This window comes from Pedobacter africanus (assembly GCF_040548825.1).
Classification (GTDB): domain Bacteria; phylum Bacteroidota; class Bacteroidia; order Sphingobacteriales; family Sphingobacteriaceae; genus Pedobacter; species Pedobacter africanus_A.
Map to the genome: position 1 here is coordinate 1,223,253 of NZ_JBEPSL010000002.1, position 26,728 is coordinate 1,249,980.

Annotated in this window: 22 protein-coding genes; 14 read left to right on the forward strand and 8 right to left on the reverse strand. The window is 41.6% G+C overall.

The genetic code is table 11. The annotated features are described in order from the left end of the window. The first annotated feature begins 14 nt into the window (after window positions 1-14). Both ABIE26_RS15375 and ABIE26_RS15380 read left to right on the forward strand, forming a co-directional pair. On the forward strand, window positions 15-1,001 hold the full coding sequence (locus ABIE26_RS15375) for a hypothetical protein (RefSeq protein ID WP_310141625.1): 987 nt from the start codon (window positions 15-17) through the stop codon (window positions 999-1,001). 97 nt (window positions 1,002-1,098) lie between these two features. Then, complete coding sequence (locus ABIE26_RS15380) at window positions 1,099-1,290, forward strand: cold-shock protein (protein ID WP_008241764.1); 192 nt, start codon at window positions 1,099-1,101, stop codon at window positions 1,288-1,290. Between the two features lie 70 nt (window positions 1,291-1,360). Here the strand turns inward: ABIE26_RS15380 and ABIE26_RS15385 are convergent, their stop codons facing one another. Continuing rightward, window positions 1,361-2,158 carry a glycerophosphodiester phosphodiesterase gene (locus ABIE26_RS15385; RefSeq protein ID WP_310141611.1) on the reverse strand — a complete coding sequence of 266 codons (798 nt, stop codon included), beginning with the start codon at window positions 2,156-2,158 and terminating at the stop codon, window positions 1,361-1,363. A gap of 157 nt (window positions 2,159-2,315) precedes the next feature. Between ABIE26_RS15385 and ABIE26_RS15390 the strand changes: the two genes are divergently transcribed. The 5 genes from ABIE26_RS15390 (at window position 2,316) to ABIE26_RS15410 (ending at window position 12,078) form a co-directional block, all read left to right on the forward strand. Further along, window positions 2,316-5,630 (forward strand): DUF4175 family protein, encoded by a 3,315-nt coding sequence (locus ABIE26_RS15390; protein ID WP_310141609.1) that lies wholly within the window; start codon window positions 2,316-2,318, stop codon window positions 5,628-5,630. Between the two features lie 10 nt (window positions 5,631-5,640). Then, a complete protein-coding gene (gene ybeY, locus ABIE26_RS15395) occupies window positions 5,641-6,075 on the forward strand; it encodes an rRNA maturation RNase YbeY (protein ID WP_310141607.1) in 435 nt (144 codons plus the stop codon). Window positions 6,076-6,432: 357 nt separating this feature from the next. After that, the gene (locus ABIE26_RS15400; protein WP_310141606.1) at window positions 6,433-8,295 is read left to right on the forward strand and encodes an ABC-F family ATP-binding cassette domain-containing protein; all 1,863 of its coding nucleotides are present in this window, start codon (window positions 6,433-6,435) and stop codon (window positions 8,293-8,295) included. Window positions 8,296-8,444: 149 nt separating this feature from the next. After that, window positions 8,445-10,307, forward strand: coding sequence for a tRNA uridine-5-carboxymethylaminomethyl(34) synthesis enzyme MnmG (gene mnmG, locus ABIE26_RS15405; protein WP_310141603.1), 1,863 nt, complete (start codon window positions 8,445-8,447; stop codon window positions 10,305-10,307). Between the two features lie 202 nt (window positions 10,308-10,509). Beyond that, complete coding sequence (locus ABIE26_RS15410; protein ID WP_354376051.1) at window positions 10,510-12,078, forward strand: Ig-like domain-containing protein; 1,569 nt, start codon at window positions 10,510-10,512, stop codon at window positions 12,076-12,078. Here the strand turns inward: ABIE26_RS15410 and ABIE26_RS15415 are convergent, their stop codons facing one another. After that, window positions 12,079-12,588 carry a gamma carbonic anhydrase family protein gene (locus ABIE26_RS15415; protein WP_310141599.1) on the reverse strand — a complete coding sequence of 170 codons (510 nt, stop codon included), beginning with the start codon at window positions 12,586-12,588 and terminating at the stop codon, window positions 12,079-12,081. 3 nt (window positions 12,589-12,591) lie between these two features. After that, a complete protein-coding gene (nadB, locus tag ABIE26_RS15420; protein ID WP_310141596.1) occupies window positions 12,592-14,178 on the reverse strand; it encodes an L-aspartate oxidase in 1,587 nt (528 codons plus the stop codon). A gap of 542 nt (window positions 14,179-14,720) precedes the next feature. On the opposite strand from nadB, the gene nadA reads away from it, so the two are divergent. Both nadA and thiL read left to right on the forward strand, forming a co-directional pair. Beyond that, window positions 14,721-15,719 (forward strand): quinolinate synthase NadA, encoded by a 999-nt coding sequence (gene nadA / locus ABIE26_RS15425; RefSeq protein WP_310141595.1) that lies wholly within the window; start codon window positions 14,721-14,723, stop codon window positions 15,717-15,719. A 61-nt stretch (window positions 15,720-15,780) separates the two neighbouring features. Further along, complete coding sequence (gene thiL / locus ABIE26_RS15430; RefSeq protein ID WP_310141594.1) at window positions 15,781-16,821, forward strand: thiamine-phosphate kinase; 1,041 nt, start codon at window positions 15,781-15,783, stop codon at window positions 16,819-16,821. Here the strand turns inward: thiL and rmuC are convergent. Beyond that, complete coding sequence (gene rmuC / locus ABIE26_RS15435) at window positions 16,816-18,126, reverse strand: DNA recombination protein RmuC (RefSeq protein ID WP_310141592.1); 1,311 nt, start codon at window positions 18,124-18,126, stop codon at window positions 16,816-16,818. The genes thiL and rmuC overlap by 6 nt on opposite strands. Window positions 18,127-18,401: 275 nt before the next feature. Here rmuC and ABIE26_RS15440 point away from each other — a divergent pair, with 275 nt between their 5' ends. Further along, window positions 18,402-19,094 (forward strand): zinc metallopeptidase, encoded by a 693-nt coding sequence (locus tag ABIE26_RS15440; protein ID WP_310141591.1) that lies wholly within the window; start codon window positions 18,402-18,404, stop codon window positions 19,092-19,094. On the opposite strand, the gene apaG is transcribed toward ABIE26_RS15440, so the two are convergent. After that, complete coding sequence (gene apaG / locus ABIE26_RS15445; RefSeq protein ID WP_084238291.1) at window positions 19,095-19,481, reverse strand: Co2+/Mg2+ efflux protein ApaG; 387 nt, start codon at window positions 19,479-19,481, stop codon at window positions 19,095-19,097. A gap of 33 nt (window positions 19,482-19,514) precedes the next feature. Further along, window positions 19,515-20,522 carry a tRNA dihydrouridine synthase DusB gene (dusB, locus tag ABIE26_RS15450; protein ID WP_310141588.1) on the reverse strand — a complete coding sequence of 336 codons (1,008 nt, stop codon included), beginning with the start codon at window positions 20,520-20,522 and terminating at the stop codon, window positions 19,515-19,517. 53 nt (window positions 20,523-20,575) lie between these two features. Here dusB and ABIE26_RS15455 point away from each other — a divergent pair, with 53 nt between their 5' ends. Both ABIE26_RS15455 and ABIE26_RS15460 read left to right on the forward strand, forming a co-directional pair. Further along, entirely contained in the window at window positions 20,576-21,484 is a 909-nt protein-coding gene (locus tag ABIE26_RS15455) for a CPBP family intramembrane glutamic endopeptidase (protein WP_310141585.1), read from the forward strand. Further along, window positions 21,481-22,290, forward strand: a complete 810-nt coding sequence (locus tag ABIE26_RS15460) for a phosphatidate cytidylyltransferase (RefSeq protein ID WP_310141584.1) — start codon at window positions 21,481-21,483, stop codon at window positions 22,288-22,290. Before ABIE26_RS15455 ends, ABIE26_RS15460 begins: the two co-directional genes overlap by 4 nt. Window positions 22,291-22,295: 5 nt before the next feature. On the opposite strand, the gene ABIE26_RS15465 is transcribed toward ABIE26_RS15460, so the two are convergent. Continuing rightward, window positions 22,296-22,508: a DUF3820 family protein gene (locus ABIE26_RS15465; protein WP_310141582.1), complete on the reverse strand. Its 213-nt coding sequence runs from the start codon at window positions 22,506-22,508 to the stop codon at window positions 22,296-22,298. A 10-nt stretch (window positions 22,509-22,518) separates the two neighbouring features. Further along, on the reverse strand, window positions 22,519-25,860 hold the full coding sequence (gene mfd, locus ABIE26_RS15470) for a transcription-repair coupling factor (RefSeq protein ID WP_310141581.1): 3,342 nt from the start codon (window positions 25,858-25,860) through the stop codon (window positions 22,519-22,521). A gap of 169 nt (window positions 25,861-26,029) precedes the next feature. Between mfd and ABIE26_RS15475 the strand changes: the two genes are divergently transcribed. Together ABIE26_RS15475 and ABIE26_RS15480 are read left to right on the forward strand one after the other, a co-directional pair. Further along, window positions 26,030-26,344 carry a DUF2752 domain-containing protein gene (locus tag ABIE26_RS15475; protein WP_310141580.1) on the forward strand — a complete coding sequence of 105 codons (315 nt, stop codon included), beginning with the start codon at window positions 26,030-26,032 and terminating at the stop codon, window positions 26,342-26,344. A 13-nt stretch (window positions 26,345-26,357) separates the two neighbouring features. Continuing rightward, window positions 26,358-26,717 (forward strand): TM2 domain-containing protein, encoded by a 360-nt coding sequence (locus ABIE26_RS15480; protein WP_310141577.1) that lies wholly within the window; start codon window positions 26,358-26,360, stop codon window positions 26,715-26,717. Window positions 26,718-26,728: the final 11 nt, after the last annotated feature.

Sequence of the window (26,728 nt, forward strand, 5' to 3'; positions counted from 1 at the left end):
GTACAATCTTAGCTATGACGAAATCCTTTATGCTGAGCGCCATGAGCGCGCTTGCCTTATTGATCAGCAGCTGTAACAGCAATCCTAAAGAACAGGCCAACGAACAAGAACGCGCTGAGCGCGGTGAGGGCGCCGACAAAGCGCGTTTGGTTACCGGAAGGGAGTTTTTCGATCCCATTATCGGGATTAAATTTTACGAGGTAAAGCGCCGTTTCAGTACCGGCTTATCTTTCAATGAAATCGGCTTTCAGCAGGAACCTTCCTGGATCATCCAGTTTAAATCGAGGGATACGATAGCCGCTTACAGTCCTCAATTTGACCGGATGCAAAATTTTTACCTGCATTTTGACCATAAGGATGTGTACAATTTTGCCAAAGAATGGTTCCGGATAAAAAAGATCAGCAAGGATAGCCTTGTCTTTCAACGGCTGCATTTAACCGGCCGGGAGATTTCGAAAGACATCCGGTCTGATGTAAACCTGACCTGGTACTCGGAAGATTACATCAATAGGGTTTTAAAAACCACCGCCGCCGAACTCCAACGTCCGACGAGGGCCGATACCCTGTACATACAAAAACTGGCGGACAAATCGGCCGCCGAACCCGGGAATGCAAAAACGGCCTTTGGGGCCCGGCAACCTGTGGAGTTTATCCCTTTAAGCAAAATTATCCGTGTGAAAAAGATCAGTACGGTAGACAAGCTGCTGGGACGGACGGAGTCTTACGATTATCTTTTCCCCCGGTACAGGATCGATATCGCCAACGCATATGACAATTTTGGCTATGATTTTTCTGCAGTAGTAGATGCAGGCGGCAAGATCCATCTGGGCTCTTTTCATACCAGCATAAAGGAAAATTATGAACCCCGCAAGAAGACGCTGGAGGCTATCATTAATGTCTATCTTCAAAATCTTTTAAAGGTTGTGCCGGGAAAAACGCTGGGAATCCCGCATTCGAGCGAAATAAATCTGGTGGTAACAGGGCAGAAGAGGAAGAAATAAGGCCCTTTTATTTTATATTTATCAAAAAATGAAGCATTTGCATATTATCAAAAAATATTATGTACATTGCACACTTAATTTTTAATAAATAAATACAATGCAAGAAGGAACAGTAAAATTTTTTAATGTAACTAAAGGTTTCGGTTTTATTATCCCAGCTAATGGTGATAGCGAAATTTTTGTACATTCAACAGGCCTTATCGACGAGATTCGTGAGAACGACAAAGTTGAGTACGACGTAGAAAGCGGCAAAAAAGGGTTGAATGCGATTAATGTTAAAGTAATCTAGATTATTATAAACATAAATTGTACAGCATCGCGGATAACCCGCGATGCTTTTTTTGTTTTATAGGACCTGTCTATTTGTGTTTTTTGATGGTTTCAAAAAGCAGTTCCGGCTCATTGGTGGTGATGAACTCCACCTTATTGTCTAACAGCCATGTCATTTCTGCTTCATTATTTACAGTCCAGGCGTTGATGGTTAAACCCAGTTCTTTAGCCTTCCTGAACCATTCCCCTTTCTGGTAAACACTGTAATGATAATCGGCCCCGCTCATTTTAGCAGCCTTTAACTCTTCAAGGGATTTGTCGCCCTTAAGGTAAGCAATGTGGGCATCAGGCGCCATTTCTGCCAGTTTTATCATGGTATCCCAGCTAAAGCTGATGTAATCCACCCAGGCTTCAGCCTTTAGTTTTTTAACCAGGTTAACACAGGCTTCAGTAAGGGCGATATCTCCTGCCGCCCCCTTTTTAGTGGGCTTGATCTCGAACACAAGACGGGTACCTTTTTGTTTGATCCCTTCTTTGATATACGCTTCAGCAGTTGGGATTGGCTCTCCATTACTCAGTTTCTTCTCCAGCAGTTCTGCATAGGTGGATTGCTCTATATGAAGCCCCTGAAAATCGGCATCATGATTAACCACAAGTACATTGTCTTTGGTCATGTGTACATCAAATTCGCTTCCATGACAGCCCAGGCGGATGGCTTCTTTTAAGGAAGCAATAGAATTTTCGGGCAGGCTTTGTTTTTTCCAGGCCCCACGGTGTGCAATAACCACATTTTTGTTCCAGGTTTTAATTGTTTTAGCCTTTTTTTGTGCGAATGCGCCATTTAATGCCACTGCCATCAGGACAATGACTAAGGGTGAATGTTTCATATCATGTGTTTTTTTTACTAAAATATCATTTTAAAGGCAATATCGAAAGCTTATTTAAGTTAATTTAACATTAAGCGGCGAAGAATTAACCCGCTTACCGCTGCCTTTTTATCAAAAAAAATACTGATTTTTATCTCTTAAGTTTTATTTAGCCTGGATGAACAGCAATTACGAACTTTTGATTTCAAAAATTAATGAGTTTACGCAAAAGTTTTACCTCAACAAACTTTTACGTGGCATCATTTATACAGCCACGCTGCTACTGGCCTTATACCTGATGTTGTTTGTGCTGATCTATTATACGCAGCCTGGACCCGGAACCAAAACTGCTTTCTTTTTTGGCTTTATAGCTATTGCCGCTGCTGCAATTGCAATGCTGATCATCGCCCCCGCCCTTTCGTACTTCAGGCTGGGGAAGAACATAAGTCTTGAACAGGCTTCTGCTATTATCGGCACCCATTTTTTAAGCATCAAAGACAAACTGCTAAATACATTGCAGCTTAAAGCAATGGCCGATGCTTCACCGGAACAAAATTCCCTTATTCTTGCAGGTATAGACCAGAAGATTGCTGAATTAAGGCCTATCCCCTTTTCAAATGCCATAAAGCTGGCCGACAACAGGAAATACATCAAATATTTTCTGGCACCGGCATCCGTTATTATCCTGATAGCCATTGTTGCTCCTGCCATTTTAAAAGAAGGTACCAGCAGTTTTATGCGCTACAATACTCAGGTATTGCCCAAAGCTCCCTTTAATTTTGTACTACTGAACAGGAACCTCACGGCGGCCCAGGGCGATGATGTAAAACTGCAATTGAAATTAACGGGCAACGAACTTCCACAGGAAGTTTATGTGAATACCGGTGCAAACACCTATAAACTGGAAAAAGAAAGCATTACACAGTTTAACTATACTTTTAAAAATATACAGAAAAGTCAGGTGATTTCTTTTTCTGCAGGTGGTTTTAATTCCACAGCGTATAACCTTACAGTAAAGCCCAAGCCCTTGGTAATGATGTTAACGGCCTTGCTAAAATATCCGGCCTACCTGAATAAAAAGGACGAAACGGTTCAGAATGCCAGCGATATGCTATTGCCCGAAGGAACCCATGTAACCTGGCAGATGGAAACCAGAAATACAAATAAGCTGGCTTTTATCCTGGGGACGAAAACGGTAATGCTGTCCGCAGAAAACAATTTGTTTTCCTATGCCAGCATCATTCGGCAGTCATCGGCTTACAGCATTGTTCCAAAAAACAATTTTATTGGCAGCAAAGACTCCTTAAGTCATCAGATCAATGTGATCAAGGATGAATATCCTGGCATTTCTGTTACAGAAGCGCAGGATTCGCTGAGCAGCAAAGCCTTATATTTTTCGGGCAACATCAGTGATGACCATGGTTTCAGCGCTTTGAAATTTAAATACCTGGTGAAAGAAAATGATAAGCTAAAAAAAACCGTAACAACAGTTATACCAATAAAAAAGGGCCGGCAGGAGAGCGCTTTCTTCTATTTCTGGAACCTTAAGGAGGCCCCACTGTTGCCTGGACAAACCCTGGAGTACTATTTTGAAGTTTCAGATAACGACGGTGTAAATGGACCTAAATCAACAAAGTCTGAGATTCGCCTGTTTGCCGTGCCCACGGCCGGGGAAGCTGCAGAGAAAATAAACGAGCAAAGCAATGCCTTGAAACAGCAAATGGAAAAAACCATTAAGCTGGCCGGTCAGGTAGAAAAAGAAAGCAAAAAACTGGCGGAAACATTACTGGATAAAAAACAGATCACATTTGACGACAAAAAACAGATTGAACAATTGCTCGATAAGCAAAAACAATTGGAAGAGGCCGTTAAAGAGATCAATAACCTGAACAAGAAAAACAGTCTGGATAAGGAAGAAAACAGCGCCCTGAAGCAGGAACTTGCCGAGAAGCAGAAAAAGATAGATGATCTGTTTAACAATGTGTTGGATGAAAAGACCAAATCTTTACTGGAAAAGCTGCAAAATTTAATGGACCAGAACAATAAAGACCAGGCACAAAATGAGCTTTCCAAAATGCAGATGGACAATAAATCACTTAAAAATGAGCTGGACCGCATTTTAGAACTGTACAAACAACTTGAATTTGAGCAGAACCTGCAAAATCAAATCGACCGGCTGAACGAACTGGCAAAGGCCCAAAAGGAACAGGCAAAGCAGAGTTTAAGTAAGGATGCACAGGCCCCCGACCTTAAAAACCAGCAGAAAGCGCTATCCAAATCTTTTGATGAGCTACAGAAGGAACTGAAAAAGCTGGAGAAAAAAAACCAGGAACTGGAGCGGCCCAATCCTTTTCAAAACCCGGAAAAAGAAACCGGGGACATTAAACAGCAACAGCGGGAAAGTGAAGGCCAACTGGATAAAAACGACCGTAAAAAAGCATCAGAACAGCAGCAAAAAGCCGGGGAGCAAATGGAGCAACTGGCAAAAAAAATGGAAGAGATGCAGCAGGAATCTGCCGAAATGGAAAATAACCTGAATGCTCAGGAGTTGCGCCAACTGCTGGAAAACCTGCTGAAAACTTCATTTGACCAGGAAAAAGTAATGCTGAGCCTTAAACGGCTGAGCAGCAGTGACCCCCAGTATACCGCCAATGTCCAGAAACAGCGCGCGATAAAAGACAATGTGAAAACCATTGCAGATAGTCTTTTTTCTTTGAGCAAACGGGTGCCGCAGATAGAAACTGCCGTAAATGAGGAAATGCAGAAGATCAATTTCAATATGGACAAAAGCCTGGAAAACCTGGGCGAAAGAAATACCGCGGCAGCAAACCGGAACCAGCAGTACACCATGACTTCCATCAATAACCTTTCGCTGATGCTGAACGAGGCCCTGGATCAATTGCAAAACATGATGAAAAACAGCAAAGGCGGGGGCAAAGGCAGCAAAAAACAAAGCATGAAACAGCTGGAACAGATGCAGCAGCAGCTGAACAGCAAGATGCAGCAGGCCCGCGAACAAATGCAGAAAAACGGCAATAAAGGAACGGTGCCTAAGGGAAGCATGAGTGAGGAATTTGCCAAAATGGCACAACAGCAGCAGATGATCCGGGAAGCGCTGCAAAAAATAAACCGGGAAGACAATAAGGACGGGAAAGGCCCGCTGGGCAACCTGAACCAGATGATACAGGACATGAAAGCGACAGAATCTGACCTGGTAAACAAGCGTATTGAACAGCAAACCATGAACCGTCAGAAAGAGCTGCTGCTTAAGCTGCTGGATGCGGAAAAGGCAGAAAGAGAGCAAGAACAGGATGCAAAAAGAGAAAGTAAGGCAGGTCAGGATTTCCCTCCTTCCTATAAGCAAATGCTGGATAAATTTAAGTCGCAGCAAAAAAATGAGACGGAGTGGCTGCAAAAACTCCCGCCAAATTTAAACCACTATTACAAAAATAAAATTACGGAGTATTTTAAATTGCTAAATTCGGGGCAATAATTCTGATCTGATGAGCAAAGCAAAAATCCATTTTTTTACAGAGGACATTACCTATACCTTAAAAAAGAAAACCGCCATTAAGGACTGGCTGAAACTGGCTGTTACCGCGGAAGGTTATGTTTTGGAGGAGCTGAACTTTATTTTTTGCTCGGACGAATACCTGCTGCGCATCAACCAGGAATACCTGCAGCACGACGATTATACCGATGTCATTACTTTCGACAATTCAGAGCAGCCAAAGACAATTGTGGGAGATATTTTTATCAGCATAGAGCGGATCAGGGAAAATGCGAAAGGGCTGAAAGTTGCTGCTCATGATGAACTGTGCAGAGTGATCATCCATGGGACATTGCATTTGCTGGGCTATAAAGATAAGGGCAAAGCGGCAAAGCTGCAGATGACCGCGCGTGAAGACCATTATCTCTCCCTGCTGCAAAATTCCTGATTTTCACCCCTCCCTGCTGTGGCTTTTGACATCGGCTTCCTTAAAACACACCGCATCGCCGTTTCAGGCATTTTTAAGCGTTTTAAGCCTCTTTTTGCTTTTTATGACTCACGCATCAGGCCCAGGCGCTTTTCTTCTTCAAAACGCTCATATGAAGGTCGTTTTTTAGCGTTGTTTGGATCCGTTTCGCAGACAAAATAAATCATTGTATAACATTTATGTTACAATTGATATCCCGGCTCATTTCTGTTTGCTGGAGATCAAAATATTTTATTATAAACAGGCCCAGGCATATACCAAAAAATTAATGTTTACTTTTGTGGTAATTTTCTTACCTCTAATATCGTTTAAACAGAATTGAGCACACTTATTGCAGCCGAAAACTTAGGCCATGGTTATCATGACGAATGGCTATTTAAAAATTTAACCCTGGGCATACAGTCTGGTCAGCGCGTAGCGCTGGTAGGCATCAATGGAGCCGGAAAAAGCACCTTATTGAAACTCCTGGCCGAGCGGTTCGCCCCTCTTGAAGGAAAGATTGTAAAAAATAAATCTGTAAAGATTGGATTTCTTGATCAGGAGCCAGCCTTTCCGGAGGGATATTCCATCAGTGATTTTATCTTTTCGATGGAAAATAAACAACAGCAACTGATCAGGGAATATGAGGAACTAATTGAAGATCCCAATCCGGATGAACACAAACTAAACCGTTTGTATGAAGAATTAAGTGAGCACAATGCCTGGGAATACGAACACGAGATAAAGACAATTTTGAGCAGAATGGGCATTAATCAGCTGCAGCAAAAGATCTCAACCTTATCTGGGGGGCAGAAAAAACGTCTGGCTCTTGCCAAGCTGCTGATCGAAGACCCTGAGATTTATGTATTGGATGAGCCGACCAATCACCTGGATATTGATACGATAGAATGGCTGGAAAAATTACTGACCTCCGGAAACAAAACCCTGCTGCTGGTTACGCACGATCGTTACTTCCTGGATAATGTATGTAACACCATTGTAGAACTTGACCGCGGAAAGATTTACAATTACAACGGAAATTATGCCTATTTTCTGGAGAAAAAATCTGAGCGGGAAGCGGCGGACGAAAGTACATTTCAAAAAAACAAAAACCTGCTGAAAAAGGAATTGGAATGGATGCGCAGAATGCCAGCGGCGCGCACCACCAAATCGCAATCCAGAATAGACGCGTTCTATGATCTGGAGAGTAAAACCAAACAAAGAACTGACAATCAAAAAGTTACGTTAAACGTTAAAATGTCAAGGCAAGGAAATAAGATCCTTGAACTGGACCATATTGGTCAGTCCTTTGATGGTAAAGACATCATCAATGATTTCAGCTACACTTTTAAAAAAGCGGACAGGATTGGTCTGGCCGGAAAAAACGGAACTGGAAAATCTACTTTACTGAACATCATTACAGGTCATTTAAATCCGGAGCATGGCAAAGTGAGTACTGGAGAAACTACTGTTTACGGATATTACAAACAAGGCGGCTTAGCTTTTAACGAAAAGGAACGTGTAATTGATATTGTGAAGTCGGATGCGGAATACATCAAAATGGCAGATGGACAAACCATCTCGGCCTCACAATTGCTTACCCTCTTTCTCTTCCCCCCTAAGAAGCAACATGGAATGGTAGAAAAATTGAGTGGTGGGGAAAAGAAAAGGTTACACCTGATGAAGGTGCTGATGCAAAATCCAAACTTTCTGATTCTGGATGAACCGACAAATGATCTGGACATTGATACCTTAAATGTACTGGAAGAGTTCCTTGAAAATTTCCCTGGAGTTTTAATTTTGGTTTCCCACGACAGGTACCTGCTGGACAAAATGAGCGAACAACTGTTCATCATGGAAGGCAATGGAAAAGTAGCTATTTACAATGGAAACTATTCAGAGTACCGCTTGAGTTTAGACCTGCCAAAAGAGAAAACAGAAAACAAAATAAAGGAAAATTTAAACACCATCACTCCTGCCGTTCCCGTAAAAAAATTGAGTTATAAAGAACAAAGGGAACTGGAAGAATTAGAAAGCAGAATTGCAGAAATAGAAAAGAAAATTGTATCCCTTACAGATTCGCTGACAAAAATAGACAGTGCGAATTATATAGAATTACAGGCAACGACAAAATCTATTGAAGACCTAAATGCAGAACTGGAAGAAAAATCAGAAAGATGGCTCATATTATCTGAAATATAAAAAGCAGATTCAAGCTGGATGCATCAAAATTAATTGAGTAAATTAGATAAAAGAATAAATTGTTTCACGTGAAACAAATAGAATCTGAGGCAAAAAATCTATTAAAATAAAAACGTTCCACGTGGAACAAACACAAAACAAAAAACAAAATGTTTAAAGAATATGACGTAATTGTAGTGGGCGGAGGACATGCCGGATGCGAAGCTGCCGCTGCTGCTGCCAACCTGGGTTCTTCTGTACTGCTCATTACCATGAATATGGAAACCATTGCCCAGATGAGTTGCAACCCAGCGATGGGAGGCGTAGCAAAAGGTCAGATCGTTAGAGAAATTGACGCTATGGGGGGCTATTCTGGCATCATTAGCGACAAAACCACACTGCAATTCCGCATGCTCAACCTTTCAAAAGGTCCAGCAATGTGGAGCCCGAGAACGCAGAACGATAGAAAAAGATTTGCTGAAGAATGGAGATTGGCATTAGAGCGAACGCCTAATGTAGACTTCTGGCAGGATATGGTAAACAGCCTTGTCATCAAAAACAATACGGTTATTGGCGTAAGAACATCTATAGGCGTAGAGATCAAAGCCAAGTCTGTAGTGCTTACCAACGGAACGTTTTTAAATGGTTTGATCCATATTGGTGAGAAAAAATTTGGAGGTGGAAGAACTGGTGAAAAGGCAGCCACCGGTTTAACCGAGCAGCTTACTGCAATAGGATTTGAAGCCGGAAGAATGAAGACCGGTACCCCACCCCGGGTAGATGGCCGATCGCTAAATTATAGTGTCATGGAAGAACAATGGGGCGATGAAAATCCTGGTCGTTTTTCTTATACCAATGTTGAACTTCCGAAAGCGCAACGCTGCTGCTGGATCACTTATACGAATGCCAATGTACACGAAACCCTAAAAGAAGGATTCGAAAAATCACCCATGTTTACGGGCAGGATCAAAGGTCTTGGCCCTAGGTATTGTCCATCAATTGAAGACAAGATCAACCGCTTTGCGGAGCGTGAACGCCACCAGATTTTTGTAGAACCAGAAGGCTGGAACACTTGTGAAATTTATGTAAACGGATTCTCTACTTCCTTACCTGAAGATGTACAATACAGGGCACTTACCCAGATCCCAGGATTTGAAAATGCCAGGATGTTCCGTCCGGGATATGCTATAGAATACGATTATTTTCCGCCTACACAGCTTTCGCTGACCCTGGAAACGAAATTGATCAGCAATTTGTTCTTTGCAGGACAGATTAATGGTACAACTGGCTACGAAGAAGCTGCTAGTCAAGGTTTTATAGCCGGAATTAACGCACATCAGAAGGTAAATGACCAACATGAGCTCATCATGAAGCGTTCAGAGTCCTATATAGGGGTATTGATTGATGACCTGGTAACAAAAGGTACTGAAGAGCCTTACCGTATGTTCACTTCAAGAGCTGAACACCGCTTGCTGCTGCGCCAGGACAATGCAGATATCCGGCTCTCTCCTATTGCCCATAAGTTAGGACTGATCTCGGATGAGCGCCTGGAAATCGTAAATGAGAAAATACAAAATTCTGATGCCATTGTGGCCTTCTCTAAAAAGCAAGGGATAGACATGGGCAGCGCCAATACCATGCTTGAAGAATTAGGCACCAGTCCGCTAAGCCAGAATGTAAAACTATTTAATCTCCTGAGCAGACCCCAGGTAGGCATAAATGATGTCAGACAAATGAGCCCGGCACTGGAGGAACTCCTGAGTCAGTTTGATAAAGAAACAATTGAACAGGCTGAAATCAAAATAAAATACGAAAGCTATTTTGAAAAAGAACAGGAAATTGTAAGCAAAATGCAAAAAATGGAAGACCGGGATATCAATCCTGATTTTGATTACACGCAACTGGTATCTTTATCAAAAGAAGCCAGGGAGAAGTTATTGAAAATAAAACCGCGTACTTTAGGGCAGGCTTCACGGATTTCGGGTGTTTCACCTTCCGACATCTCCGTTTTAATGGTGCACATCAGTAAATAATTCATAACTTATTGATTTTAAACATATTATATCTAAAGCACCATATTAAAAACAGAGCTATTTTAAAGCGATTTAAGAGGTTTTTAACTTTTTTTAATGATATATATCAAAAAAGCACATAAATTAAATACAGCGCATATAAATGGGTAAAAATAGAATTCCAGTAAACTTGCCGAATTTTTTAATTCTGATTTTCATCAGCATGCTCTTTTATGCCTGCGCAAGTATACAACAGCCCCAGGGTGGGCCAAAAGATACCGAGCCGCCGAAAGTTTTAAAAATGACCCCAAAAAATCTGATGGTCAATTTTACGGCGCCAAAAATCGTCATTGAATTTGATGAATATTTTAAATTGCAGAGTGAGTTCAAAGAGTTTTCGGTTTCACCTGAAATGGAAACCCCTCCTACTTTGAAAGCCAAAGGCAAAAAACTGGAAATCACCATTCAGGATACCCTGGAAAAAAATACCACCTATACCCTGAATTTTGGCAAGGCCATAGTAGATGTAAATGAAGGCAACGTGGTTAAAAACTTTACCTATGTATTTTCAACCGGTCCACAACTGGATTCACTGAGTATTAAAGGTAAAATTATAAATTCTGTTACAGGACTACCTGAACTTGATGCCCTGGTATTTATATTTCCCCTGAACAGAGATACGCTCTTTGGGAAGAAAAAACCTTCCATTTTTACCACGACCGACAGCAGCGGTAATTATGCTTTAAATAATTTAAGAAAAGATACCTATAAGATCTATGCAATTAAAGAAAAGGGAGGCGATAAAATATACCAGCAGGCTGGTGATGAGGTTGCTTTTTTAAAAGACTCTATTGTATTGGAAAAGAACCTGGATAACATCAATCTAAGCCTTTTTAAGGAAAAAGCTGAAACATTCAGGATACTGGACAAACGTATCAACACGGATGGAAGTATTTCCCTGGCCTTTAACCAGAAGCTCAAAAAACCGGAAGTTAGTGTAACAGACCCTCCGGCCCTGGATGCTGCAAAACTGATTAAATTTAGTCGCAACAATGATTCTTTGCGGGTTTGGCTGAAGGATCTTAGCTTCGACTCTACAAAAATAACCATCAAAGACCAGGGCAAAGTGCTTCAGACCACAACGCTCAGCAGGGGCAAAAAAGAAACTTATACCAGGACGCTTACGGCGACTGACAATATAGAAAACAAATTTCTTAATCCAAATCAGCACCTCAGACTGGCTTTCAATTTTCCGCTGGAAAGCACGGATATGAGTAAAATAAGCCTGCTGGAAGATTCCGTTGCACGCACAGGCTTTACACTGGTTAAAGATAGTGCCGACCTGCTCTCTTATTATTTCCGTTATCCCTGGAAAGCTAAAAAGACCTATGAGGTAAAGTTTGCAGCAGGGGCTGCAACAGCCATATTCAATACAAAAAACAAAGAATTTATCAAGACTTTTCAGCTGGGCAATAAAGACGATTACGGCACCCTGATTGTTAAAATTGTACCCCCTGAACCCAATAAAAGCTATATACTTGAAGTGATCGACGGCAATAAAAATGTAGCCAATACACTGGTAGTTCAGCGTGATACAACTGTTAGGTTTGCCAATTATAAAGCAGGTAAATACTGGTTACGCATCACCTACGATACCAATAAAAACGGGATATGGGACACTGGAAATGTGAAACTGGGTTTACAGCCTGAAAAGATATGGAACGAACCCAAAGAGCTCTCTATCCGAGCCCTTTGGGAAAGAAATGAAACGGTAACTATTCCAAAAGAATAGCTACCTGAACCAGTCGGAATACATGATATAGTTATCCGGCAGTTTATTCAATAAAGCCCTTTGCTCTTCGGTAATGGGCTTTATTTTTTTTGCAGGTGTACCTGCATAAATATAACCGCTTTCACAGCGTGTATTCTCCAGCACCACAGCACCGGCAGCAATGATACAATACTCTTCTACCAATGCATGATCCATGATGATGGCACCCATGCCAACCAGGATATGGTCTTTAAGTATACAGCCATGCACAATTGCATTGTGACCTATGGATACCCTGTTACCTATAATGGTTGAAGCTTTGAGGTAAGTGGCGTGTATAACTGCCCCATCCTGTATATTGGTCTCATTTCCAATGGTAATACTGTTTACATCCCCTCTGATCACTGCATTAAACCATACGGAACAATTGTTGCCCATCAGGACATCACCCACCAGAGTTGCATTAGGTGCAATAAAACAATCGCTACCCCATTTAGGGTCTTTATCTTTAACTGGTAATATAACTGGCATGTGCTAAAAAATTGTGTCTTTTAATTCTGTTGAATGTTGCGGATAATCGGTTGTATAATGCAGTCCCCTGCTTTCTTTTCTGATCATTGCGGCTTTAATAACCATAAAAGCTACCTGTATGACATTCCTGAGTTCACACAATTTAACAGAAACCTTGTTTGCCTTGTAAAATTCCTCAGTCTCTTCGTGTAATAAAAATAGCCTCCTCATTGCCCGTTCCAGTCGGAAATCTGAACGCACAATGCCCACATAATCACTCATCAATTTTTGTGTTTCCCTTAAATTGTGCGTAACCAATATGTCTTCATTAGACTGGGTAACCCCTTTTGCGTCCCAATCTGGAATATTGCCTGGTATGACATTGTTTTTAAAGGTCTTAACTGCATCTTCATAGATGCGGTGTGCAAACACAGGAGCCTCCAGTAAAGAGTTGGATGCCAGCCTGTTTGCCCCATGCAGACCAGTTGAAGAACATTCTCCGCAAGCGTAGAGATTTTTAATAGAAGACCTTCCGTATTCATCTACCAGAATACCTCCACACATGTAATGTGCCGCAGGGGTAACGGGAATGAGATCTTTGGTCATATCTATACCAATGGACAGGCATTTGGCATAGATATTAGGAAAATGCGCCAGGATATCTGATTTTTTTCTATTTGTAATGTCCAAATACACAAAATCCTCGCCGGATTTCTTCATTTCGGCATCTATGGCCCTGGCTACGATATCCCTTGGGGCCAATGAACCCCGCTGGTCATACTCATACATGAATTCTTCACCATTTTTTCTTCTCAATACGCCTCCGAAACCCCGTACAGCTTCTGAAATTAAAAAAGCCGGGTACTCTCCGGGATTGTATAAAGCTGTTGGATGGAACTGAATGAATTCCATATTCCGCACTTTTCCTTTAGCCCGGTACACCATCGCCATTCCATCTCCGGTAGCAATTACCGGATTGGTAGTACTCGAATACACATGACCTGCACCACCCGAGGCCATGATAGTCACATTAGCCAGGATCTTTTCCACATCATTAAGTTCTGTATTAAAGGCATATATACCATAACAGTTGATATCCTCGGTACTTTTATCCACATGTTCTCCCAAATGATGCTGTGTGATCAGCTCCAGACAGAAGTAATGTGTTAATATCTCTATGTTTTTATTCTGGTGAATCTGCTTTAATAAAACGCTTTCAATTTCGTAACCGGTAACATCTTTATAGTGTAAAACACGATGTTCTGAATGGCCTCCTTCTTTTGCCAGGTCGTAATCGCCACTTCTTCCCTTGTCAAAATTAATTCCGTAATCGATAATTTCCTGGATGCGTTGAGGACCTTCTTTGACCACAATTTCTACTATCTCTCTGTCACACAATCCGTCACCGGCAATAAGCGTATCTTCTATGTGCTTATCAAAAGAATCATCTTTGTCTATCACCACCGCTACCCCACCCTGGGCATATTTGGTATTGGATTCATCTTCATTTGATTTGGTCACAATTAATACCTTGCCGTGCTGAGCGGCTTTCAACGCAAAGCTTAAACCGGCAATCCCCGATCCTATTACTAAAAAATCTACTTTTCTCATGCGTACCTGCTGTTCCTTTTCAATTTATTATCAAGCTTTTAAGGCTACCTATATTCTTTTTGTTTTCGTTAAAAACCACTTTTTGATATCAAAAACGATGTTTTGTTAACAACGTGGATATCTATGTGGATTATGTGTATAAACAAAAAGAACAATTTTTTTTGAATGTTTAAAGCTAAGCTAAAAAGGGAATTTGCCACAATATTTTAAGTTATTTTTAAGCAGCTTCTCCTACTTTATCCACTTTTTACACACCTCTTAACAATAAACATATTTGTATTGATAAAATTATAGACTTAAAAATATAGCGCTGTAAATCAGCTGATATTTTAAAAGAAAATGTAATCTAAATGTTAGTAAATTATTAATAACTCATATAATCGAACAGAAAACGGATATTTATACACAGTATCCACAGGCTAATAAACAATAGAAATCTATTTATATTAAAATAATTATAATTTATTGAAGTGTTGAAACTGCGTACCTTTACAAAAGTTAAAAAACAGAAAAACTGTAAAAACTAACATAAACTCATTCTGATGAAAACGGATACCTTGGAGGAATTGAACAGGAAAGGTTTTATAGAGGAAAGTATTGATCCGACTCTAGACCTCTTTGAAGAAATTGAAAAATTAAAGAAAGAAAAGAATGCAATTGTACTGGCTCATTATTACCAGGAGCCTGATATACAGGATATAGCAGATTATATTGGCGACAGTTTAGGGCTTTCACAAGAAGCTGCAAAGACAGAAGCTGATGTTATTGTATTTGCAGGTGTACATTTTATGGCCGAAACAGCGAAGATCCTTTCGCCAGACAAGAAGGTATTGTTACCTGATTTAAAGGCAGGATGTTCATTAGCAGATAGTTGTCCGCCACATTTGTTTAAGAAATTTAAAGAAAAGTATCCTGACCACCTGGTGATTACCTATGTAAACTGTACGGCAGAATTAAAGGCTTTGAGTGATATTGTGTGTACTTCCACAAATGCAGTCCAGATTGTGGAAAGTTTACCTAAAGAACAAAAGATCATATTTGGTCCTGATAAAAATTTAGGAGCCTGGGTTGCTAAAAAGACAGGAAGGGACCTGGTATTGTGGAACGGTGCCTGTATGGTACATGAAATATTTTCGAGGGAAAAAATCACCAAATTAAAGGAGCGTCATCCGGATGCGAAGTTCATTGCCCACCCGGAATGTGAGGAAGCGGTATTAAAAATGGCAGATTATATTGGTTCTACAACGGGATTGCTTAAATACACCATTAATAACGATGCCAAGGAGTTCATTGTAGCTACGGAAAGCGGAATTATTCACCAGATGGAAAAGGCCAATCCTGGAAAAACCTTTATTCCGGCACCGCCAAATAACAGCTGTGCCTGCAATGATTGTCCGTATATGAAAAGAAATACCCTGGAAAAGCTGTATTTATGTATTAAAAACGGCCTTCCGGAAGTTACCGTACCTGCAAATATCATTGCTGAGGCGAGGAAGCCGATTGAAAGAATGCTGGAGATTTCGGCAAGTCTGGGTCTTTAACAGGTATAGTTGTAATTAATGATGTGCATAACCTGTTAATTTGTTGTAAAAGAATAAAATAATGTTTGAAAATAAAGAACGTACAGCTATTGCTGAATTGGGTGAGTTTGGGTTGATTAAACACCTGACAGATCATTTTAAGGTGAGACATGAGAGTAGTATCAAAGGCATTGGCGATGATGCTGCAGTATTGAATTTTGAAAACAAAGAGGTTTTGATTTCTACCGATCTGTTGCTGGAAGGTATTCATTTTGACCTGGCCTATGTACCGCTGATACATTTAGGCTATAAAGCCATACAAGTGAATCTGAGCGATATTTATGCCATGAATGGTATCGCTACCCAGGTAACAGTTTCTATCGGCATATCGAGCAAATTTCCACTGGAGGCTGTCGAAGAAATTTATAAAGGGATACAGCTGGCATGCGATAAATTTAATATTGACCTCGTCGGGGGGGATACTTCTTCGAGCAAGCAGGGGCTTGTGATCAGTGTGACCAGTATAGGGTATGCAGAAAAGAATGAAGTTGTATACAGGAACGGTGCCCAGGAAGGAGACCTTATTTGCGTTTCGGGGGACCTTGGGGGTGCTTATGTGGGTTTGCAGATCCTGGAAAGGGAAAAGCTCATATTTATGGAAAATCCTGATATCCAGCCTGATCTGGAAGGAAAGGACTATATTATAGAGCGGCAGCTGAAACCTGAGGGCCGAAGGGATATTGTTGACCTGCTGGCCCAGATGGATATTTTACCTACCGCGATGATTGACGTTTCGGATGGACTGGCTTCAGAGGTCCTGCACATCTGCCAGCAATCTGAAAGGGGGGCTACTTTATATGAAGAAAAGCTGCCTATTGATCCGATGACTTATGAAACTGCAAGGGAACTGGGGTTGGATCCTACTGTTTGTGCTTTAAACGGAGGTGAGGATTATGAATTGCTGTTTACCATTAAACAGTCGGATTACGAGAAGTTAAAACATGATGTGGATATCAGTGTTATCGGTCACATTACCGATAAAAATTCGGGATGCAAAATGATCTCTAAATCCAACGTGGTGCATGAGCTTAAAGCCCAGGGCTGGAATGCTTTTAAATTATAAGCTATCGTCCTGATCTAAAAAACGGGTGTCAATCTGCTTTGTTGCTTTGGCACCTAATTTTTTAATCTTTTCGGAGGTATTTGACAGGTTTCCGGTGCCTGTAGAAAGTTTGTTTAAAGCTTTATCGTAGGCATCCTGGCTAAGTTTAATGTTACGGCCAATGCTTTCCATATCGGTAAGAAAGCCTACAAATTTATCGTACATGCTGCCGCTTAAGCGAGCTATTTCCAACACATTTCTGTTTTGTCTTTCCTGTTTCCAGATACTGGCGATGGTCCGTAAGGTAGCCAGCAGGGTTGATGGACTTACGATCACTACTTTTCTGTCCCATGCATAATTGAACAATTCGGCGTCCTGCTGTACGGCAATACCGAATGAAGATTCTATAGGAATGAAAAGAAGGACAAAATCCGGAGAATTGATCTGGTAAAGTTCCTGATAATTTTTGGACGAGAGACCCTGGATATGTGTTTTGATAGAGAGGAGGTGTTGCTTTAGCTGTAGTTCCCGTTCTTCGTCGGTATCCGATGTAACCAATCGTTCATAAGCCAGCAGAGAGACCTTAGAATCGATTACAATGTGTTTATCGTCTGGAAGGTCAATAATGACATCTGGCTGCAGCCTGGAGCCTTCTGATGAGCTTAAATTGCTTTGTATCCTGTACTCCCTGTCTCGCTGCAGACCTGAGCGTTCCAGCACCCGTTCCAGGATAACCTCGCCCCAGTTACCTTGTTTTTTATTATCGCCTTTAAGGGCTTTGGTTAAATTGCCTGCTTCTTCCTGGATCTGTTTGCTCTGGTCCATCAGTTGCGCAATTACGCCTTTGAGCACATTGCGCTCATCAGATTCGGCTTTATAGACTTTTTCGACCTTTTCCTCGAATGCTTTAATGTTCTCTTTAAGCGGATTTAAAATGACATCCAGATTTGCACGGTTTTGCAGGGTAAATTTTTCTGTTTTTTCTTCCAGGATTTTATTGGCTATGTGTTCAAATTCCAGTTTAAACTGCTGCTGCAACTCGGCAATGTATTTTTCCTGCTGGGTATATCTTTCTTTCTGGGCCAGGAGGCCCTCTTCGGCCTTGATGACCTTACCGCGTTCTGTAATGAAATTGAGGCGTAAATCATTCAATTCATCTTCCAGCTTTTGTTTTTCATCCTTTAGCCAGTTTAATGATTTCTGATGTTCCTGATCTTTTAATTCCAGAAGTGCACCATGGTTTTTATCCGATGCCGGTTTTTTAAACAATAAAAAAACGAGGGCTGCCAATATGATAATTGATAATACTATTCCTGTTGTTTCCATACTAATATTGTTATCAAATGTCATCAATAATTTGTGTTTTTGCAAAAAATAATAGTAATAAAATGTGATATACCTTATCAAATGCTATATTTTTCTGGGTGTACTGACTGCTTTTAACCACACCAATCAGATAAATGATTTTCTTGAGGATAAAAAATTAGCTGATCCTGCAAAAAAGTAGGGTATTCAGAGTATAAATTGGATTCCTTCCCTGGGCTAAAGTAAAATGGGAACACTTTTTGATCAACATATGTTGAAAAACATACTTTAAAAAAATGGGAACTTATGTTGTTTTGATAATTCCGATACTGATTATTAGCATGTTTGTACAATGGCGTTTTAGAAGCAGGTTTTCAAAATACGCTGAAATGCAATTAAATTCGGGGTTTTCAGGGAAAGAGATAGCAGAAAAAATGCTGCGCGATAATGGGATTTATGATGTAAGGGTGGTGAGTACGGATAAAACACTTTCTGATCATTATAATCCGGAAGATAAAACCGTTAATTTAAGCACAGACGTATATTATGGGCGGAGTGTGGCTGCTGCTGCTGTTGCGGCTCATGAATGCGGGCATGCGGTGCAGCATGCAAAGTCGTACCATTGGCTGGAATTGAGATCAAATATGGTTCCTGTGGTTAGCATTACTTCTAATTTGCTGCAGTGGGTGTTGATTGCGGGGGTATTGCTGATCGCTTTTACTTTTAACCCCATAGTATTGGGTATTGGTATAGCAGGGCTTGCTTTGATCACTATATTCAGTATCATTACGCTTCCTGTTGAATTTGATGCCAGTAAGCGGGCCCTGGTGTGGTTGAAGGATAACAAGGCAGTGCTTTATACCAATGAAGAACATGTACAGGCAAAAGATGCACTTTGGTGGGCAGCAATGACCTATGTGGTGGCTGCTATGGGCGCACTGGCCAACCTGTTTTATTATGTTTCTATCCTTTTTGGAAAAAACAGGTAACTAATTTAAGCGGTAAGGTACGATCAACTCAAATTCAGGAATATCTACAATAAAATCGCGGTCGTCTGCAATACGGTACATCAGGTAATTGCCACTCATGGTACCCATATCTGTATTTAAGTTACAACCTGATACATAAGAATGACTTGCACCTGGTTCAATTACCGGCTGTTCACCTACGACACCTTCTCCCTCTACTTCGCGCTGTGTACCATTTGAGTCGAATATAAACCATTGCCTCCTTTTCAGCTGAACGGCATAATCTGTCAGGTTTTCAATGGTAATTCGGTAGGCAAACATAAAATGTGCGTTTGCCGGATTGGAATGTTCTTCCTGGTAGGTTGTTTCAACAGAAATTTTAACTCCGAATGTAATTGCAGTAACCATTTTAACTTATTATTTAATCCATAATTTCAAAAATCAAGCCATTTCGCCCGAGGGGTAAATATGTTGATATTTTTCTGCTATTTCATCTAAAATGCTATGAATTGTTTCAATATTTTCTTCTTTAACCAATTGCATTCTATAGGTTTTAAAGTCGGGTATTCCTTTGAAATAATTTGCGTAATGACGCCTCATTTCAAATATACCTACCCTTGGTCCTTTCCAGTCAATTGATTTTTCAAAGTGCGTGCGGCATACGTTTACCCGTTCTTCTATTGAAGGACCAGGCAATATTTCGCCGGTGTTGAAGAAGTGCCGGATCTCCCTGAAGATCCAGGGGTAACCTATGGCCGCGCGGCCAATCATGATCCCATCCACTTCATATTCCATGCGCCAGTCGGCTGCTTTTTGTATACTGTCAACATCCCCATTCCCAAAAATCGGGATTTTTACCCTTGGGTTGCGTTTGATTTCACGGATCAATGTCCAGTCGGCCTCGCCTTTATAGAGCTGCGCCCTGGTTCGTCCGTGAATCGTGAGTGCCTGTATACCTACATCCTGCAAACGTTCTGCTACTTCCTCTACATTTTTGGTATTGTCGTCCCAGCCCAGCCGTGTTTTTACGGTTACAGGCAGGTGCGTTGCCTTCACTACGGCCGCTGTCATTTTCACCATTTTATCAATATCCTGCAGCAGGCTGGCACCTGCCCCCCGGCAGGCCACATTTTTAACCGGACAGCCATAATTGATGTCCATTAAATCGGGATTGGCTAGTGTAGCTATTTCAGTAGCTTCACGCATGTGGTCTATTTCGCTGCCAAATATTTGTATCCCAATGGGTCTTTCATATTCAAATATGTCCAGTTTGGCCCTGCTTTTAGCCGCATCCCTGATCAATCCTTCAGATGAAATAAATTCTGTATACATCATGTCTACCCCACTTTGTTTACATACAAAACGGAAAGGAGGATCACTTACATCTTCCATTGGGGCCAGCAGCAGGGGGAACTCCCCCAGATCAATATTTCCTATCTTTACAGACATTTTTATATCTTCAAACCAAAATTCACAGCACAAAGGTACAAATAATACAAATAATGAATTTCATACAAAAAACGAGGGAAGAAAACAGCCCTTTTGTACAACTTTTGATTTTGATCTTTTGTGCGATCATAGGCCTTATTGTGGTAAGTGTGATAGGCATGGGCATCATTTATCTGATCTATGGACGGGAAATATTAATCAATATGGACTGGATATCGGGTACAGACAGGCATTACCTGCCCGCACAGCGGATTTTGATCAGTGCCCAGCAGATCGGCTTATTTTTGTTTCCTGCTTTATTCCTTGCAAAAATAGAGGGCGGGAAAATAAATGGATTTTATGGGTTTAAACGACCTGATCCGGGATTGATTTTAACTGTATTCCTGATTATGGCTGCTGCTTTACCTTTATTGGAATGGGTAGCGGCACTGAACCAGAAAATGGTATTTCCTGATGCCTTAAAGGGAATTGAGCGCTGGATGAAGGCAGCAGAAGACCAGGCTATGGAAACGACAAAGGCACTTTTAAAAATGGAAAGTACCGGGAGTTTTCTGATCAATATCGGGATGATTGCGCTGTTGCCGGCTGTAGCAGAAGAACTGATGTTCAGGGGTGCTTTGCAACGTGCCCTGGGGCGGATGTACCGAAATCCGCACCTGGCCATCTGGTTCTCGGCATTTATTTTCAGTGCTATCCATATGCAGTTTTATGGCTTTTTGCCGCGGATGCTACTCGGTGCAGGTTTTGGATACCTGTATTTCTGGGGCGGCAGTTTGTGGTATGCCATGTTTGCCCATTTTATAAATAATGCTTATGCGGTTTGTGCGGCATGGTATATGCAAAAAAACAACATACCTTTGTCTGATACCGATAAAACGATGAATATTGCCTGGTACGGTTATGTCATTAGCGCAATACTGACTTTTTTGCTGTTCCGATATTTTAAAAAACAAGCCAGATGAAGACAAGAGCGATAACTGCTTTCTTTTTTACCATTGTAATGCTGGGCTCCATTTTTTTAGGAGCTTATACTTTTACTTTTTTTTACCTGATATTGAGCCTTGCGGCCTTGCTGGAGTTTTTTAACATGATTAAAACTGCAGGGATCAGACCGCATAGAAATGTTGCCTTATTTGTTGCTACGCTGATTTTTTTGATGATTGCAGGTTATCATTTGCTTCAGTTTGAAAACAGATTTATGCTGCTTATTGTTCCTCTGATTTTTTCGGTATTCATCAGCGAGCTGTATAAGAAAGACAAAATCCCATTTTCTAATATATCCTATACATTTGCAGGGCTTATTTATGTAACTGTGCCTTTTTGCTTTTTTTATTCCCTGGGTTTTATACAGGAACAGGCTACCTATAGCTTCCATTTGCCGCTTGCCTTTTTGCTGATGTTATGGGCCAATGATACCGGGGCCTATCTTTTTGGGGTTAAATTTGGAAAGACGCGGTTGTTTGAGCGGCATTCGCCAAAGAAATCATGGGAAGGCTTCTTTGGCGGGGTATTGGTGAGCCTGCTGGCTTCTTATATCATCTCCTTATTTTTTAAGGAGATCAATCCATTTGTATGGGCCGGGATGTCTGTTTTAATCGTCTCTTTCGGGACCCTGGGTGATCTGGTAGAGTCTATGCTAAAACGCAGCCTGAATGTGAAGGATTCAGGAAACATACTGCCAGGTCACGGAGGCTTTCTGGACCGCTTTGACGGCCTGTTGTTAGCTGCTCCGGTTGTTTATACCTACCTGTACCTGATATTGCGTTAAAACAGCTATTTTTTCTTCAGGGGCTGCAGTAAATATTCCAGTCCGTTCAGTTTAATTTCATAGAGGGTGGCGATCAGCTGGCCTAATTTTCCGGGAGGAAAGCCTTCTTTGTGAAACCAAATGAGGTAGGACTCCGGAAGGTCGCAAAGGGTTCTGCCCTTGTATTTTCCGAAGGGCATTTGCATGGTAACGAGGTCTTGCAGGAGCTGAGGATTCATATTTTTAGGTTTAGTTGGCCACCATTTCCAGCATTTCTACTGCTTCATCAACGGTATTGAGGTTGTCGAATGCTATGCGGAGGGAATCTTTAACCTCTTTAAGGTTGCATAAACGCGGATGGATTTGTGCAAAATGCAATATTTTATTGAACATGGTAGAGTCAAAAAATGCGGAACGTTTATCGGTAATGAAATAACCGCGCAGAATGCCTTTTTTGAAACTCAGTTTTTCGAAGGCCAGTTTTTTGGCTACCCATTGCAAACGCAAAACATTCAGCATGGTTTTTACAGGTTCAGGAACCGGCCCGAAGCGGTCTTTTAAACTCAGTTCGAAAGCTTTCAGCTGGGCTTCATTTTCAATTTTTGAAAGTTCGGTGTATAAATTGTACCGTTCTGTAATGTTGGTTACGTAATCGTCAGGTATGTAGAGTTCCAGATCAGTATCCACCTGTGTAAAGTTTACAAAAGGGCGTAGGGGTTCATCTTTAAAGAGGTCCTTAAATTCATCCGTTTTTAGCTCCTGAATGGCCTCATCCAGTATTTTATGGTACATTTCGAAGCCTATTTCGGCGATGAAGCCGCTTTGCTCTGCTCCTAGCAGGTTTCCGCTGCCGCGGATATCTAAATCTCTCATGGCAATATTAAAGCCGCTGCCGAGGTCTGAAAACTCTTCAATTGCACTGAGGCGCTTGCGGGCCTCTGACGTGAGTGTAGACAAAGGCGGACTTAACAGGTAGCAGAATGCTTTTTTATTGGAACGCCCTACCCTGCCCCGCATCTGGTGCAGGTCACTTAAACCGAACATATGTGCATGGTTAATGATGATGGTGTTCGCATTTGGGATATCGAGGCCGGCCTCGATAATGGTGGTGGCTACAAGCACATCCTTTTCACCATTGATAAAATCAAGCATGACATCTTCCAGGGCATCGCCTTCCAGCTGACCGTGGGCAATGCCGATACGTGCTTTTGGCACCAGGGTTTTGATAAGTCCGCCCAATTGAGGCAGGTCGTTTACCCTGTTGTGGATAAAAAAGACCTGTCCGCCCCTGTCCAGTTCAAACTGAACAGCTTCCTGGATCAGCTTGTCGTTAAAAACATGAAGTTCGGTATTTACAGCCTGTCTGTTTGGCGGCGGTGTACTCATGATGGAGAGGTCGCGTGCGCCCATTAAAGAAAAATGAAGTGTACGGGGTATTGGGGTTGCGGTAAGGGTCAGGGTATCTACATTTACCCTTAAAGCCCTTAATTTCTCTTTTGAGGACACCCCAAACTTCTGTTCTTCATCGATGATCATGATGCCCAGGTCCTTGAATTTTACATCTTTACTGAGCAAGCGGTGTGTACCAATGATAATATCTATTTTACCTTCGGCTACTTTGGCCAGGGTTTCCTTAACCTGCCTGCTGGTTTTGAAGCGGTTCACATAATCTACCGTACAAGGAAAATCTTTAAGACGGCCGGAGAAGGTTTTAAAATGCTGCAGGGCCAGGATGGTGGTTGGCACCAATACTGCAGCCTGTTTGCCATTTGCCACGGCTTTAAAAGCTGCCCTGATGGCAATTTCTGTTTTCCCGAAACCTACGTCGCCACAAACCAGCCTATCCATAGGGTGCGGGGCCTCCATGTCCTTTTTTACATCGGAAGTGGCTTTTTCCTGGTCGGGCGTATCTTCATAAATGAAGGAAGCTTCGAGTTCAGTTTCCAGGTAACCATCCGGACTGAAAGCAGTACCCACCTGCGATTTTCGCATGGCATAGAGCTTAATCAGGTCGCGGGCAATGTCTTTAACTTTTTTTTTAGTTGTTTTTTTGAGTTTATCCCAGGCTTCGGTGCCCAGCTTATTCATTTTTGGCGCTGTACCGTCCTTGCCACTGTATTTCGCAATGCGGTTAAGAGAGTTGATGTTGACATACAGCAGGTCATTGTCGGCATAAACCAGGCGGATCATTTCCTGGGTTTTGCCATTTACTTCTACTTTTTCGAGACCTGCATATTTACCTATTCCATGGTCGATGTGGGTCACAAAATCGCCTGGTTTAAGGTCTCTCAGTTCTTTGAGGGTGATGGCCTGACTGCGCTGATAACCTCTTTTTAGCTTGTATTTATAGAAGCGGTCGAATATCTGGTGATCGGTATAAAAAGCAAGTTTTTGCTGGCCATCTACAAAGCCTTCGCGTAACGGGATGTTTACCGGGGTAAACCTGGCTGTTTTATCAATGTCATCCAGGATGGCATAAAGACGCTCGGTTTGTTTGGTAGAGGCACTGAAAATGAAATTGTGTATATTTTGTTTTTCGTTCTCCTTCAGGTTATGGATCAGGAGGCTGAAATCCTTGTTAAAAGAAGGCTGAGGTTTGGTTTCGAACTGGAAAACATGCTCGGTTTTGTAGAAGAACTGCTTTCCGAATTCCACCAGTGGAAAATCGTGAAACATATCCGCCATCATTTTCTCATCTGTAAAAGCAAATTTAGGATCTATCCAATCCTGATTTTCCTGTTTTTCTTTGGCAGGAAGGGCTTTCCACAATTCAACCGCCTTTTTATAGCCGCTTTTGACAACGTCTAGTGTAAACTCTATGTCCTTGAACCACAGCTGGGTGTCCTTTTCAATATAATCGAGAATGCTAATGTTGTTTTCTGTGAGGTACCTGGACTGTACGTTCGGAATGATGGTAAGTGTTTTTACATCTTCAACAGAAAGCTGGCTTTCGATTTCAAATGTCCGGATGCTTTCTACGATATCGCCAAAAAATTCAATCCGGTAAGGCAGGTCGTGAGAGAATGAAAATATATCTACAATGCCTCCACGAATGGAAAACTGACCTGGTTCGTAAACAAAATCGGTCCGGTTAAAGTCGTAATCAATTAAAAACTCATTGATGAACTCTATACCCAGCCTGGCATTTAAGCTGATTTCCAAAGTGTTTTTTTCCAGTACAGCGCGGTCTATCACCTTTTCGGCGATGGCCTCGGGATAAGAAACGACTATTTTTCCATATTCGGAATGGTGATTCAGTTCGTTTAATACCTCCGCCCGGGCCAGTACGTTGGCCGTATCTACCTGTGTAAAATCGAATGCTTTACGGAAGGAAGAAGGGAAAAGCAAAACCTCTTTATCCAGGATACTTTCCAGATCGGCCAGGAAATAAGAAGCCTCCTCCCTATCCGGAAGAACAAATAACAAAGGTTTATGTAAGAGGAAATAGGAAGCTACTGCAATTGTTGCATCGGCAGATCCTACCAGCCCCTTTAACTGGACTTTGGAATTTTTACCGGCGTTAAGAGCCTTTGCCAATGCTACAATACGCTCATCTGTTTTGTACTTATTGATCAGTTCGCGAATGTTCACCTTACAAAGGTAGGATTTATAGCGGGTTTTGGATGTAACAAAGTTTCAACCTGTTGATCTAAAGGAAAAAAGAGGTTGAAAACTATTGAAATGCCGAAATGAAAGAACTCAGGTTGCTGCAGATTGTCTATATTTAGCCCTTCTGCGGCATTTGCAGCGGCGAATTGAAATGAAAAGAATAAAGCGCATACCTTTTGAGCTGATCTTCTGGACCACAGCTTTAATCCTGCTGGCCCTGGCAAAGCCTCATGTTCATGGTACAGAACAGCACTTTACGCTTTGTCCGCTGGCCAATATGGGCTTTAGCTGGTGCCCCGGATGTGGCATCGGGCGCTCCATAACACAATTGCTGCATGGAAACCTTGCCGGGAGTTTTAAATATCACTGGTTTGGTTTGCCTGCCCTGATGATCATTTGCTGGAGAATAGTGGTTTTGACCAGAATAAGTTTGAAAAATAATAAGATGTTAAATTTAAAATATTAAGGAGGAAAAAGAGATGTTTGATTCACCGTTTATGTCGCTTCCAGGGATCACACCACAGGAATATTCGTATTTGCAGAGTGCAACTACCGGATTTAGCGAGCAGCAGCTGCGCGGATTTTTAATGATTTACAGCAGCAAGAGAAGGAATCCGGACGATATGATCCTGTATTGTATACTTGGTTTTTTTGTACCAGGCCTGCCCCGGTTTTTAGTTAACCAGATTGGTATGGGTATTTTGTATTTTTTTACAGTCGGGCTTTGTTTTATCGGGACCATTATTGACCTGATCAACCACAAAACCCTGGCCTATGAATACAACCAGCGTATGGTTTTTGAAAGCCTGCAAATGGTAAAAATGGGAAATTTACAGTAATCAAAATCTGT